Here is a 16,562-nt window from a genome sequence, read left to right on the forward strand (position 1 = left end):
CGTTTTTAATTTACTCATTATCTGTAAAGCGTAAAATGACCTACAAATTCTCGATCATCTTTCGGGTCATTAAGCTTCAATACGTACCAATAATCTCCTGAAGGAAGTTCGGCACCATTGTATTTACCATCCCAATATTGACCTAATCGGTACTTGGCTATCTCTCGGCCGTATCTGTCAAAAATAGAAAACTGTAAATCTTTATAATTTATTGTACATCCAGGCGCCCAACCATCGCTAACTCCATCTCCATTTGGTGTAAAATAATTTGGAATACAAATATCTATATACTCAAAATATCTTGTAGCTGTAGCTGTACAACCATTACTATCCGTAACCGTAACAGTATAATCACCTGATTTGTATATAATAAAGCTATTTGTAGTCACATTAGGCTCTCCGTTAAGAGAATATTCATATACACCACTTCCTCCATTGGCGATAGCTACAATCTCATTTAATCCTCCATCGTTTAAAACTAAAGTTAAAGGATCAATCTGAATAATATCAAAATCTGTTGTTCTTTTAATACATCCATTAGCATGTTGCACCTCAACAAAATGAGTACCCGGTGCTATATTTGCAAACACATTACTTGCTTGATATGGTGGTAATCCGTCGAGTGAATATTGCACTTTTGTAGGGTCAACACTTGGGTCTATTGTTACTGTAACTATATTATTCGGCGCATTGTTCACGCAGTCATAATTTACCGTAGCAACTGGATTAATTTTAACCGATTCAGGCGTGTCAACTACCCATTGAACAACACAACCATTAGCATCTTTAACATACACGGAGTGTGTTCCTCCTGCCAATCCTGTGAAATTATATGGCAATGATACAACAGGACTAAAAGGACCATTTATATTATCCAAACTTATGCTATACGGCATAACACCTCCTGAAATATTAATACTAAACGCCGCATTATTATCTCCAAAACAAATTTCAGGAACTATAGATCCTGGAACTGTTGAAGCAATTATAGGCGCTGGTTCCGAAATAAGAATGTCTTTGATATACTCATAACATCCTTTTTCATCTTGAACAATTATATCATAAGTACCCGGTGCTAAATTATCAAAGGTTCCTGTGTCAAAAAATTGATCCAACTGAGGTGAAATGGCATATTTAATAATTCTTGTCCCACTAGTTCCTGTTATGATAATTTGTCCATTATTTGAACCTGCACAAGTGACATCTTTTACAATAAGTGGTGAAACTTCTAACTTTGCCAAAGGTTGAGTTATTGTAATCGGAGCCGAAATAGTTTGACAATCAGCACCACTATCCACTTGTACTTTGTAAACACCCGCAACTAGTTGTGTGAACACACCCGGGCTTACTTGTACCGGTGATGGTGAAATAGGCAATCCCGCAGCATCTAACAAAGTATAAACATAACTTCCTAAACCTCCTTGAGCCGTTGCAACAATTACTCCAGTAGCATCCCCATTACAATTTATAATTGCATTAGTAAGATCTAGATTAATCACTAATGGAGGTAATGGATCAATTTTAATATCATTAGATACCGTTGCAATACAATTATTTGCATCTTTAACAAAATAATGATAGGTTCCTGGTCCTACAGGAATTGATACTGATGGATTGAATGTTGTTGAACCAAAAGTAATACCGTCTGAGCTATAAGTATATGGAGGGGTTCCGCCAGTTGCACTCAAAGTAAGTACTGTAGTAGGCACACAGGTTTGAGGTGTTGTAACTACTAAACTCGCTTTTACTTCTGTAGGTTCGTTTATTAGTATTGATGATGAAGTAACACTACAATTATAACCATCGGTGACTGTAACAGTATAGGTTCCCGCTCCTAATCCACTAAAAACAGTCAATGATTGAGGGCCTGATGTATAAGCTACTGGGGAAATTTTATTTAAAGTATAGGAATAATTACTTCCTTGACCACCCACAACATTTGAAACTGTTATAGACGCATTTGTATCACCAAAACAAGATAATAAAGTACTACTTGGCGTAGCCGTGAAACTTATTGGAGTATTAACAAGCGTAATTGGAATAGAAGTTACTATACATCCTTTCAAATCTTTTACATTAACAAAATATGTTCCCGCGCCTAAGTTCGTAAAAGTTCCGTTAGAAGAATATGCAACTGTTGCACTCCCTGTTAATTCATATTGATAGGTTCCCCAACCGCCAGTTGCAGTTGTGGTAATTGTTCCTCGATCATTTGCACAACTAACTTTGGTGGTTTCTGAAGCAGAAACAGTTAAAAGGTTTAAAGGTTCTGCTATGGTTACAGTTGCTGAACTTGTACAACCCGTTGTATCATCCACTACTTCTAACAAATACGTATTTGGTGCCTGATTTGTTAAATTAATTGTTGGATTACTGAAGTTCGCAGCTATTGAAACTCCATTTATGGAATAACTATAGGTTGAAGCAAAATTAGATACGGTAAACTGCATTGCTCCGTCAGCACTGCCCTTGCAAGAAACGTCTTTCATTAACTGTCCAACAACTGCAATTTTCGACACATCGTTAATAGGATATGCTTCTTGATAGGTACATCCATTGGCATCTTTCACCTGAAACAAATAGGTTCCCGGTGCTAATCCTGTAAATATTCCACTCGAAGCACCTGAAACATTCGTAACAGCAGTTGCTGGAGAGATTATTTGATACGTTAATGGTGTTACTCCACCTTTTCCAGCAGGAACTGTTACTCTTACAGTAGTCATTGGCGCAGAGCAAGTAATGGCCGGCGCTGCAAAATCTAAATCTCTTGGAGCGTCTAAAGCTAAAACAGGAACGCTAATTGGAGTAACAATTTTACAGCCGTTCACATCTTTGATGTAAGCCGTTACTGTACCCGCAGTATTTGTTGTATACGTATTTACGGAGGTGTAATTTATTCCTCCATTAAAACTATAGGTATAAGGAGCTGTTCCTCCACTTCCATTTACAGTTACAGTTGCTGGCTGTGAGGCATTACCCGCGCCACAAGATAGACTTTGTGTCACTGACCCTGATCCCCCTACAAGTGAAGGTTCAGAAATACTAACAGGTGTAGCTACTGAAAGACATTCTTTGCTATCTTTTACAACAACTGTATAAGTTCCTGAAGCATTCAATCCAGTAAATACGTTTGATGATTGGAATGCCCCTCCATTATCAATACTATACTGATAAGGAGCAATTCCATCTGCGGCAGTAACAACAAGGCGACCATTTGAATCTCCATTACAACTTACATTAGTTTGTTGTAACGTATACGTTGGTATAGTTTGTGGCGTTACAATCACCGCATCAGAAATGGAAGAGCAACCTTGATTATCGGTTACTCTAAAAATATAGCTTCCTGATGTATTTGTTGAATGTATATTTGAAGATGTTGGAGACCAACTTACTCCTCCATTTGTTGAAAATTCATAGGTATATGGCAAAGTACCTCCACTTGCCGTTAATGTTATTACTGCATTTGGCGAAGTACTACAATCTAAATCTTTAGTTAGAACTGAATTAACTAAAACTTTTTTGTAAAGTGTTATGGTTTTCGTGTCAAAACAGCCGTTTACATCTTTTACCGTTATCTCATAAGTTCCAGAATTAAGGTTTGAAAGCGTGTACGGAAGCCCTGAAATATTTTGGAAAGCACCCGCAACACCATCTTTTTTGACACTAATAGTGTAAGGAGCGATACCTGCTGTCGTTGCAGCAACAACAATTTCAAAAGCACCTTCTATAGCACATTTGTCAGTAACTGCCAATGAAATAATAGGAGATGGATCCAAAGCTAAAGAGATTGGAAATGGTTTAATACAACCATAAGCATCTTTGGCATAAACGATATAATTGCCATTGTCTTTCATAAATGTATTTGAAACATTCCAATTTACATCAGAAGCCGTAGGTGGAACATCATCAGATGCATTACCTATTATTCCTGTATCTGGCAAAATCTGATATTTATAAGGGATTGGAACAGAAACTTGTGGAGGTACCGCTAATGGATCTTCTCTAGAAAATGTAGTTCCTCCTGTTGCTATGGCAACTATTTGTCCCGCAGCAGAATTACAATTGTCATTTTTTACTACTGATGCTGTAACACTTAAATCCATTGCGGATTCATATATGTCAAACGGAAGTGTAGCACTACTACAGCCATCATTAGTCCCGCCATGTTCTGTAATAACCACATAATATGAACCTGGGGAAAGCCCCCCAATTAATGGTAAATTGTAAGGCAACGATCCTACAGGTAGTAAAAGACCTTTATTTGATGGAACTATAGGTGAATTTGTTTGGGAATTATAAACGACATAATCTATCGCTGTTGGCGGAGTATATACAATAGGAGCCGAAGGGCCTTTATCTAATCTTATAGAAACCGTACCGTCCCCAGCTCCTTTACAAGTAACATCTGTTATTACCCTTAAAGTAACCAAACTCGTAATTGTTATAGTAGGAGTTGTGGCTTGTTTAATGTACGAACATCCTGTTTCAAAATCATACACTATAAAAGAATACATCACCCCTTGAATAAGACCCGTAAAGGTAGCTGAGTTAAGAGCATCTTCTGCTTTATAAGGAGGCTGAACCACTCCTGAAATAAAAGTTGGCACGCCAGGATATAAACCCGTTACAGGATCTTTTTGGTAAATTGCAAAGTAAAATGGGCCACTACCAAGCAATGGTCCCGAAGCTGTAACAGTAACCGTACCTCCACTAGCACAACTTGCTGTTGATTGAATACTAATTATCAAATCATCCGGTGGAGATGTAACTTGCATATTCTTTTTTAAAGTACAACCATTAGCATCAACGATATTGACAGTATAAGTACCAAAATTCAATCCTAAAAAAGTATGATTTGTCCCAGTTGCATTTGTTACTGTTTGCGTTGGGTCTCCAAAATTATTAGTTAAAATATAAGTATATGGAGCTGTTCCTCCTAATCCTGAGCCAACATTTACTGTGATAGATCCTAAAGTTGTTGCGGGAGGTGGGCCTGAACATTCTATATCAGTTGGCACAAGAGTGTAATTTAACGCATTTGGTTGGACGATGGTAACTACTTCTGAATCTTTACATCCTTTGCTGTCTTTTACAGTCACTGTATATGTTCCCGCAATTAATCCTGAAAAAACATTAGATGCTTGAAATGTTAACCCATCTATACTATATGTAAACGGTCCAACTCCTTTGCTGGCGTCAATATTTACTTTTATTGATCCACTTGCTTCACCATTACAATAGATATCTTGGATTTTATCAATTGACGTGATAACTGGATTTACAATTGGATTCGTTTTAATTATATTACTTTCTTTTTTACATCCATTTGTATCAGTAATTTCAAATTGAAATGTATTTGCTGCTGAAGTAGTATAAGTAAACGAAGTCCCGCCAAAAGCAATTGGAGAACCACTATAAGTACCCGACCCAATTTTTACTCGATATCCAAAAGGCGCTTTCCCTCCAACAACAGTAATGTTCATACTAGCATTAGTTGGTGCTGGAAGACAGGTATTGTCTTTAGTCAAAACAGCCGTTACGGTCATTTCTGGATATACAACTGTAGGCAAAAGTGTGGGAGCTGTACAACCATTTTTATCTTTAATGGTAATTATATAGGAACCTGGTGCAACTGTAAAAGCAGTGCTTGTTTGGAAAGTAGTTCCATTAATACTATATGTCAAAGGAGCTAATCCTTTACCTACGGCAGTAATTGTAAAATTACCTCCTGAGCCTGCACATTGATTGGTTACACTAGCGGTAACCGTTGGTAAATTATCTATAGCTACTGGTACGGTAACTATTGCAACACATCCATTTGCGTCTTTTACATAAACGTCCCATGAAAGATTTGTGGCGTTATTTGTATCAACAACAACCAAATTACTACTTGAATAAACTGGTGTCGCCGTACTTCCTGCTACTAACGCTCCATAAGTATAATTCATCGTTCCACCTGTAGCAGTTACCGTAATTTGAGAATTATCATTTTTACAATTTACATTAGTTGCAACAGCAGAAGTCACTACTAAACTTGTAGGCTCTGTTATCGTTACAGAGGCATTCGCAGTACAACCTGTACCTTCATCTGTTATCAATATAGCGTAAGTTCCTGCTAATTTATTAGCTAAGTTGATTGTTGTTGCTGATTGTCCTGTAACAGCAGTAGCTCCATTAATACTATAACTATAAGTTCCTGAAGATCCCGAAACAGTAAATGTAGCAACTCCTGTGTTTCCACCTTTACATAACACATCCCCAATTACATTGCCCGAAACTGCAATATTCGTAACTGGATTGACAGGATAGGATTCTGTATAATAACAACCATTAGCATCTGTAACTTTAAAGATGTAAGTTCCTGGAGATAATCCTGCAAAAATACCCGTAGTATTTGAAGTTGCGGAGGCCAAAGGAAAAGTAATTTCATAAGTTAATGTTCCAACACCTGTTCCTGCGGTTGGTTTAACTGTAACAGTACTTGTTGTTGCATTGCATGTAACAGCAGAGTTAGTAATAGTACCCGAAGTTGGTGAATTCAATTTTAATAGCTTAACTGAACCTCCAACGGTACATCCATTGGCATCTCTAACTGAATAAGAAATAATTTGGTCTGTTCCGTTATCATTTACGGACAAGGTATTTGTACTTGTATAGTCACTACCTTTAAAACTATATTCATAGGGTGAAGTTCCTCCTAGTATTGTTCCTCCTGATCCTACTACTGTTATCGTTGCTGATTGTTTTGTGTTTGTTGTGCTACAACTAAAAGGGGTTACAGTATGGGTCTCCGTTAAAATTGTAGGCTGAACTATTGTTATAGATTGTGGTGCTGTTGTACAAACTGAGGTGCCAAATGTATATTCAACTACCACATTATAAGTTCCTGCAATCAACCCTGTAAACACGTTTGAAGAATTGAATGTTACCCCATTATCAATACTATATCTAAGACTATTACCGTTTGCATTGCTCACATTTACGGTTATTGTTCCTGTATTTCCTCCTGAACATAAAACGTTTGTTTTAGTAATTGGATTAAAAACGGGAGCGGGTGTTGGAACTACTTTAATTGTGGTAAATGCAACACAATTATTTGAATCGACAACCTGAATAGTATAATCTCCTCCTGGAGCCGCAACGGTTATTTGTGGTACATATTGAAAATCAGTGGTGCTATTTACAAAATAATAATACGGTGGTGTACCTCCTGTAGGATATACTGTAATCTCACCATCCGTACAAGTCAGTGGCTTAGTAAGTGCTGCTGTTGCCGTCAATAACGACGGTTGAATTATAATTACATTATCTGTGTATGTACAACCATCTTCTGTGGAAACATTAACGGTATATGTCCCTGGATTCAAGTTTGAGAACGTATAATCACTTTCTAGAATAGGACCTGCACTATTTACAATCCCAGCACTATTAGATATGCTAAAATAATACTGTGGTTGCACATTATTTGCTACTAATTTTATGGTTCCTTTATCACTATAGCAAATCGGTTGCGTCAAGATTGTGTCAACTGTTAAATCTCTTTTTTGAATACTAATATCTGGAACTGTGAATACACATGGCAAGGAAGAAGGATCAATCCCTTTTTGTCTAACATATACGGTATATGTACCCGGAGTGTTTATGACAAATGTTTTACCGTCTTGAAAAGGACCCGATGGATTTAAACTGAATTCATATCCGTCAGGAACATTTCCTACCGTTATTTCTCCTGGAACGGTACAAATAATATCTTTTTTAGTTGCCGTTGGATTTAATAAATTTTGATAAACATTAAAATAAAATCTATTGAAACAACCTCCTGGATAATTCAAAGTTATTCTATATTGACCGGCAGCAGTAGCATTAAAATCTGGTCCTGTACCAACTTGCGTCCATGTACACGATAAACTTTCATTAGCACAATTTTGATTTGTAACTGCAGCACAACTCGCTTCATTTAATTTTTCCCAAACAATGGTTGATCCATCCGAAATATTTGTCTGAATAAATCGGGTTGCATTTGCTCCACACAAAAATATATTTGGCAATTCTTTCCCGTCATCAGGGCAAGTCAAAACAGTATCCGAAAAAGGAATTACTGGATTACTTATAGCTGAGCCAAAAGGAGTTACAATTATTGTTTCCATTAGTGACTGGCAGGGTGCTGAAGCGGTATCAAAAACATAATACGTTCCTGTTTGAGTAACCGTAAGTGTTTGATTTGTTCCTATTACTGGAAGACCTGTTGGGCTTTTTGACCAAGAATAACTACTATATCCACTCGCAGCCGTTAATTGAACATTAGTTCCACATAAAATCTCATTTTTTGTAAGGCAATCATCAATTTTGACAAAGAAATTAGTTGCTTGAGGTGTGCCAATATTACAACTGTTTGGAACAAAACTAATCTCCGTAAATTGATTTGTATTAATTGTACCGCTATACGTTGCAGAAGCTTGATTTTTTATTTCGTTCGAACAAGCATCTGTTAAATCACTACAGTTTGCAACTACTTGAACTTTTAGCTTAATTATGTTATTTATATCTCCTATTTCTACTAATTCTTTTGGAATATTAAATAGAATTGTTTTTGTAGCAGAGTTATATGAATAGGTTACCCCTGCAGGTACTGATAGTATATCCGAAGGATAATTGAATATTATATTGTCAGGTAATACATCTTTTATAACCAGGTTTGTTGCATTATCATTTCCAATATTTTTAAACCCAATTTCATAGTATAAATTCTGCCCAATGACAACATATTGATTATTGATATCTACACCTGAAGAATTCTTTACGACTTTGGTAAGGGCAATTTCAGGCTCAATAACATCGACTGCAAAAGCACTAAAATAAGCAAAGAATGGATCCGCTTGACCTTTTGCTACCTGCAGTGTTATTTTGGCAGAAGTAACATTATTACCAACTACAGATTGATTTGGATTTGGAATATTAAAAATCCCTGCATCAAAGCCTAATGTATTACTACCGTTAGGATTTCTTTGTGTAAAATAGCCTGTTAAACTATTTATTGTACTATTAAAAAAGCGGTTAGAAGGTCTTTCGGCTGTAGTTATGGCTTTTCCATTAATTTCTGTTTTACTACCAACTTCTGTTTTATCTCCTTCTAATCCAGCAAATGCATATTCAACATTCACCAGGCCTGATGGAGGCGTTATAAAACCTGAAATTGTTATACTCAGGGTTTTATCATCATAAATACTACTAAATCCATCAAATGATGTAATTGATTTACTTGGTAAATTTGGATCTTCATAAACTATAAAAAGATTCCATCCTGCCGAAAGTCCCGTAGAATTATTAGTGCCTTCGTTTGAAATCACATTCGCCACAGTGTAGGTGCCTTGTGGAGTTGACAAACCAGATATTAAAGCCGTAACATCCGCATAACAAACATAAGGTGTATTCTTAGGTTCTCCAGTAAGCGCATTAATCGGTGAAGCAATCGCATCATAAATTACAGATCCTGTTATATCATTATAAGTTCCCGATGGAAGTTTTAGCTTAATTTTATTTATAGTAGTTCTACTGCCACTTTGAAGAATGGCTCCCCAGTATAATCCAGCATATATGATTTTAGAACAAGCTGCATTTGGAACTGCTAAATCAGCGCTACTAGAATTAAAAGTAGTGGCATCCCCATCAATATCAATGTATTTCATTGATATATCTTCGTTGGTAATGTTATTAACGTTTAGAGGATTGTTATCCTTACCTAAAATATTGTTACCAATTAAGAGCATATTCCCTTTTAACTCTTGGTTAAATCTAGGAGGAGTAAATGGTTCAAAGGTTTGAGAATATGATTCTAAATTAAATAAGGCGATTAAAACAACTAATATTGTTTTAATAAAAGAGGGCGTATTTATTACAGACCAAATTCTAGTTTCTTTTACATTAGTCTTTCCGATTGAAAATCCAAATATAAATGAAGCTAAAAGAAGCTTTGCAAAGGCGGTACTGTTATTAAACACAAACGATACAGCCAATAGTAGGTAGTTTTTCTGTTTCATTGGAATCAAATTATTAATTCTATCAAAAATAATTTTAAAGTTTTAGTACTTTCAAATTAACTCTCAGGGGGCACATCTGAGTTATTTCGAATAGTACAAAACTGGATTTAATCACTCTAAATTACTGAAAATAAATTAGATGCATTATTAAAAAATGTTAATGTCGTTTTATCACTAATTGTTAGTTTAATTAATTTTCAATTTTTACAATTGTCATTTTTCCATTATAAGGTTTGTTTCCTTTCGTTTTCAATGCTTTTTTAGCATCTTCTATATTTTCAAATTTAGCATCATAAATAAAATACCTGCTTGAATTCGCATCATAAAAGAAATCAATATTAGATTGTCCAGAAGCTACTGTTTTGGTCAAAAATACGTCTCTTTTTGCAACATCACTATGCACTGCTACAATTATATAGTAGCCATTATCAACATTTTTAATGCTTTTTAAAATTTGCATATTCGATTGTTCATCTCCATAATCAAAATCCTCCGGTTTTAATGGCGTTGCACTATAAGGTGTTGTTTCTTTTATTCGTTTAAGTGCGGCAACATCTTGTAAATGTCTTTGCTCGTCATTAACAAAAACAGCGCGTTTAATTCTTCGTTTTTTCTCAATTTCGGTCTCAACTTTAATTTTTTCTAATGAAGTTAATAAAGTACTATTCGTTTGCTGTGCTTTATTTTGTTCTGCTTTTAAATCATTAATTGTTTTTAAATAGCTTTGAGTTAAAGCGTCATTTTTATCAGATACTTTTTTGAGTCTTTCATTATATAAATTTGAAAGTTTTTCAATGGATTGTTTCTGTGTATTATTAACTTCTGCTAATTGTAGTTTTAAAGATTCTAATTCACTGTTTTCCGCCGAAGTGCTTTTAAATGCTTTTGGTTCTTTAAAGATTCCTTTATCATTTAAATCATTTTCCTCTCTTAATTCTTTCAAATCGTTTTCTTTATTCGCTACTGAAGTATTCAATCTAGCTAACAATTCTCTTTGGTTTTTATTATATGTTTCTATGTTTTGCGCTAAATTATCCATCGCTTTTGCAGTTTCATCTTTTGAGGCATTCGCCAATGCTTCAGCTGCAAGTTTGGCTTTTGCAATTGAATCAGCTTTTGCTTTGGCGTCGGCAGCTAATTTTTCCTGAGCAAGTGCATCAGCTTTTGCTTTAGCATCGGCTACAAGTTTTTCTTGAGCAAGCGCATCGGCTTTCGCTTTGGAATCGGCAGCAAGTTTTTCTTGAGCAAGCGCATCGGCTTTTGCTTTGGCGTCGGCAGCAAGTTTGGCTTTTGCAATTGAATCATTTTTCGCTTTGGCATCTGCTACAAGTTTTTCCTGAGCAAGGGCATCTGCTTTTGCTTTGGCGTCGGCAGCTAATTTTTCCTGAGCAAGTGCATCAGCTTTTGCTTTAGCATCGGCTACAAGTTTTTCTTGAGCAATTGCATCAGCTTTTGCTTTTGCATCTGCAGCTAATTTTGCTTGAGCAAGTGCATCAGCTTTTGCTTTAGCATCGGCAGCAAGTTTGGCTTTGGCAAGAGCATCGGCTTTCGCTTTGGCATCAGCAGCTAATTTTTCCTGAGCAAGAGCATCTGCTTTTGCTTTTGCATCGGCAGCTAATTTTTCCTGAGCAATGGCATCTGCTTTAGTTTTAGCATCAGTAACCAATTTAGCTTTGGCAAGAGCATCGGCTTTTGCTTTAGTATCAGCAGCTAATTTTTCCTGAGCAAGGGCATCAGCTTTTGCTTTGGCGTCAGCAACCAATTTGGATTGAGCAAGAACATCGGATTTCGCTTTTGTGTCAGCAGCCAATTTGGCTTGAGCTAGGGCATCTGCTTTTGCTTTAGCATCGATTACTGGTTTTGTTGGGGTTGGAGTACTTACATTTGGCTTTTTATAAACCGTTCTTGATTCATCTGCAGGCGGAATTAACGAACCTTCATCATCTTCATCTCGGTAATAATTATTGCTTTTAAATTTATACGCAAAGACAACTTCGTGAGAAGAACCGAAGCTGGATAAATTACCCGTACCCTTTTCAAAATTATATTCTACCGAAATTTTTGGTGTAATATTTAACCCAATTCCTCCTGACATTCCATATAAAGTATTGTAACCTGCTTGTGCCCAAATTCCTTTTGGGACACTAAACATAACTAATCCTGAAATAATGGTTTTATCTTTTCTTAATTCTGTTTTTAACAATCCTGAAAATTTACTTCCATCCAAAAAACCATAGGTTTCTAAATATCCTGTATGCATTATATATGCTTCAATGCTTTTTTGAGGGTCGTCTTCTACAATTTTAGAAGTTTTAAGATTGTATAATACTAAATTGTTTACTGATAATCCAAAATCAAGAAATTCAGTTCCATAATTTATTCCGGGATTTATAGCAATTAATGAGTTGGACGGAATGTTATCTAAAGCAGGATCTGGGTAGTTTGTGAGTACTTTACCTTTGTTTAGACCGCTTTTATAAAATCCTACATTAATTCCAAAAGTCAGGTTTTTATCACCCTGAATTTCAACATTATGAGCAAAATTCGCCACTGCCCCAAAAGTAGTTAACACACCATAATTTTGTTGAAATAAACCAATTCCAATTCCTTGATTGTCTCTAAATCTTCCTGAATAACTAAACAAATAAGTTTGTGGCGCATTATCAAATTGAACCCATTGTCTCTTGTTATAAAAACTAACATAAGAACTTTGTTCTCTAACAAAACTAAAAGTTGGGTTTATGATATACCTGTTAAATTTTAAAGAGTTTCTAACGGGTAATGAAAACGAGACAACTCCATCCTCCTGGGAATACAATACCGATAGGGTACTTAAAAAAAGGACTATAATTAGTGCATACTTTTTCATATTACTTAACTATAGTTATAGAACCTTTTTTTACTTTCTTATCTTGAGTCGTAATTATATAATAATAAACAGGATTTATGTTTTTAAAATCTAATGCTGCTTCTGGCCAATTGTTTAAATATCCATTTGTTTTTAATACAATTTCTCCGTTTGAGTCCATTACTAGAACCTCAGCATTATTCCCTACAGCATATTCTTGAGGGATTACCCATGTATCATTTATGCCGTCGTTGTTTGGACTAATCAAATTAGGAATTGTGGTAACATTTGAATCTACAACTGGATTAACCACAAAAGGAATTTCGTCCTGGATAATACAGCCGGAATTTTGTGTTACAATAACTTTATAAGTCCCTTCAATAGTTACATCGTAAGTATTTGATGTAGCACCTGATATTAGTACGTCATTTTGATACCATTCATAAGTAGGATTAATGGCATTTGAAGTAGCCACAACTGTTTTTGTTTCACCCGAAACAAGTGTACTTGTACTGGCAATATTTATAGAACTTTCAATTTGGTATGCCTCTAAATTAATTACCGAATTAGATTGGCAATTGCCATAATCTATAGAAACAGAATAAGTTCCTGACTGATTTGTTTGATAGGTATTTTCTGTTGCGCCTTCAATTTTTACATTTTCTTTGTACCATTGATAGGTATTTCCTGATGCTGAAGTAAGCGTAGTAGCTACTCCTCCAGAACAAAATGGGTTTCCAAGACTTGAGGTTATCGGCAAGACCGTTCCTGAAACTTGTGTTACTATAACACTATTTGATTTCGAATTCGAATCCGTACAGGAAGCATAATCAATCTCAACATAATAGGTTCCTGCTGAATTTACAATTATTGAAGATCCTGTTTGTCCCGAAATAACGTTAGCATCTTTATACCATTTGTACTTTATATTGGGATAGTTTGAAGGAGATGAGTTTGGAATAGATGGAGTTGGATTATCTATAGCTAGCGTTATGGTTCCACCTGAACACAAATAAGCCGCTGGATTTTTATTATTTATAAAATAAACATCTTCATAAGGCTTATAATATGCCGGAAAATAAGGAATTGTTGCACTACTATTATTGGGGTCTTTAATAGAAAAATCCCCGCTGATGTAGCCTGTAGAACTCTTGATTCTTAATTTGTAAACTTCTGACCCTATTAATGTTTCAGGTACTGCAAAAGTTATTGTTTTTTTTGATACCGAAAGGTCTAAAGTTGCTAAAGTTGTGGTTGTAGTTGGGTTCGTAAAACTGCCTAAGTTATCCGAAAGTAGTACCTCAAAAGTTGTTAATGCAGGAAAACCTGAATAATTAAAAGTTGCATCAAATTGATTGTAACTTCCCGCACAAATTTTACTAAAAACAAGGGTTTGTGGCGTTATAACTTGCGCATGAATAGCTGTGGTTAAAGATAAAACCAGAGTCAGAAAACAAAAAAAATATTTATCTACAATGGAAATTCTCATTCACTAAAAATATTTATTTAGCCGAAATTATAAATAAATATTCTTTTTTTAAAATTTCTTGGCCTTTGTTAAACAGTTATCATACTAACATTACTTTTATTTAATCATCATTTGATGCTGTAATTTTACCAATACGTAATCTGTAATCTGGTCTTTTCTCGTTTTGAAAATCAATAAATGTCTCTTTATTTTCTCCTTGAGAATATACATTGAAAAAAGCAGCATTACCATACCAGCTTTCTAAATCTTCGTTATTAGAATCGTTTTCAACAAAGATATTTCCTTTACATAAGTTAAAGTACATTTCTTGTAATTTTACTTTTTTAAGATTATCATCGTTTACAGCAATTTTAGTATCCAAAAGTATAGCAGGGTTGAAACCAGAAATCACAGTTCTTTTAAAATCAACAGATGCATTTTCAGCAACATAAACTGCTTCTCTAACTAATCCTGATTCAATTTCAGCTTTGATATTTTCACTATTATTAACTAAAGTTAAATTAGTTGCTGTTACCAATGTGTGTTTTTTAGAAAAATCAGCTTCTTCTTTTTTATCGTAAGAAAGAACATTTAAACATCTAGAACCTGTACTACTTGATAAATAAGAAGAACGTATCGCTAATGAATTATCTATACGGCATTGTACTCCATAATTGAATTTGTAATCGTCATTACTTGATTTATAAGAAATCAATTTATTTAAGTTTACATCTCCACCAAAAATTTCGAAAGAATCTCCAGCAGAATAACTTACCATTATATTTTCTAGAGTTGTTTTACTTCCAACTCCTCCTAATAACAAACCGTTGAAATTACCTAATCCTTTAATTTTTGCTCCTGCGAATTCAATTCTTACAAATTTTAAAATTCCTGAATTGCTATTGCTATTAGTACCTCCATATGAAGTTAAAGCAACATCAGTGTCAAAATTCACAGAAGAAACATTGCCAAATTTATTAGTTGGTGCATCTCCAAGAATGATTACTCCTCCCCAATCTCCAGCTTTTTTAACGCTTCTGTTAGATGTAAAAACAATAGGGTCAGTTTCTAGACCATTTGCAATTATAGTTGCACCTCTTGTTACAATAAGTGATGCTTTAGAATCAAAGTCTCCAATAATAACTGTTCCGGGTTCAATAGTCAATGTTGCATTATTTGTTACATATACATTACCTTGTAATACGTAAACATTTTTTTTATACAACTTTGTGTCTACAGAAATAGAACCTGTCAAAATTTGATTGGCTTCGTTATACTCTACTTTGTTAGGTTTAAATTCAGTCCAGTTATTTAACCAACTATTAAATCCTATTATTCCTTTTTCTTGTTGTGCATTTACGTCACAAACTACTAGAAGAAGAACTATCCCTATTATTTGTGTTAAATTTTTCATGATCAAAAGTTATAAATTTTAGTACTAAGTACTTTTTCTATTGTTAAAAAATCAAAGCGAAGACTGAACTTCTTTTACAAATTACATGTCTTTAAACTCATGTAATGATTTCAATATATTTTCATAGAATAAAATAGCTGCTATCAAATCATCTTTGTCAGAATACGGCAAAATCTTTTTCTGAAAATCAGCAGTTGTTTCAAGATAACTTGTTGTAGCCTCTTCTTGAGTTTCCAATATTTTTCTGTAATCTGAATTATTAGGAATTCCTAAATCAGACATGGTTACACCAGGTTTAGTTGCCAAAGCTACATAAGGCAATGTTTTAGCAAGAACACTCATTCGTTCAATACACAATACCAACAACTCTCCTTTTTGCATCCCAACCAATTCTTTTTGATCGTGATATTTTTTAATTATTGCTGTGGTACTAATAATGCTTTTAGGTGCATTTTTATTTTGAGCAAAAGAAAACCCAGTTGCTAACAAAAAAAGAATACTGATAAAAATGACTCTTGCTTTCATGACTTAAGCTTTTAATTATATACACAAATTTACAAAATAAAATTTAATTAACAATTCGTTGTTGATAATTATTTTAGCTAAAAGTATTACAAATTGAGAAAAAACATGCAAAACACCGAATAAATGTGCATTTCATCCGATATTTTACTCAAAACAAAAAATACATTTGTAGGAATATTCAACTCTTGATTTTACCAAAAAACAAATTGAAATTTTCATATCAAGAAATCAAACACTCTTTTTTCAAAAAAGACAAATCCAAATTGTATG

At 34.6% G+C, this 16,562-nt stretch carries 5 protein-coding genes; all 5 read right to left on the reverse strand.

Annotated features, from left to right (window positions below):
• Positions 1-17 precede the first annotated feature (17 nt).
• Positions 18-10,037 carry a T9SS type B sorting domain-containing protein gene (locus C8C88_RS05615; RefSeq protein WP_121337169.1) on the reverse strand — a complete coding sequence of 3,340 codons (10,020 nt, stop codon included), beginning with the start codon at positions 10,035-10,037 and terminating at the stop codon, positions 18-20.
• Between the two features lie 190 nt (positions 10,038-10,227).
• The gene (locus C8C88_RS05620; protein WP_121337170.1) at positions 10,228-12,906 is read right to left on the reverse strand and encodes a type IX secretion system membrane protein PorP/SprF; all 2,679 of its coding nucleotides are present in this window, start codon (positions 12,904-12,906) and stop codon (positions 10,228-10,230) included.
• Between the two features lies 1 nt (position 12,907).
• Positions 12,908-14,374, reverse strand: a complete 1,467-nt coding sequence (locus tag C8C88_RS05625) for a gliding motility-associated C-terminal domain-containing protein (protein ID WP_121337171.1) — start codon at positions 14,372-14,374, stop codon at positions 12,908-12,910.
• 100 nt (positions 14,375-14,474) lie between these two features.
• Positions 14,475-15,767, reverse strand: coding sequence for a hypothetical protein (locus C8C88_RS05630; RefSeq protein ID WP_121337172.1), 1,293 nt, complete (start codon positions 15,765-15,767; stop codon positions 14,475-14,477).
• An 81-nt stretch (positions 15,768-15,848) separates the two neighbouring features.
• The gene (locus tag C8C88_RS05635) at positions 15,849-16,292 is read right to left on the reverse strand and encodes a hypothetical protein (RefSeq protein ID WP_121337173.1); all 444 of its coding nucleotides are present in this window, start codon (positions 16,290-16,292) and stop codon (positions 15,849-15,851) included.
• Positions 16,293-16,562 lie beyond the last annotated feature (270 nt).

It is taken from the genome of Flavobacterium sp. 123, assembly GCF_003634825.1.
Lineage (GTDB): Bacteria > Bacteroidota > Bacteroidia > Flavobacteriales > Flavobacteriaceae > Flavobacterium.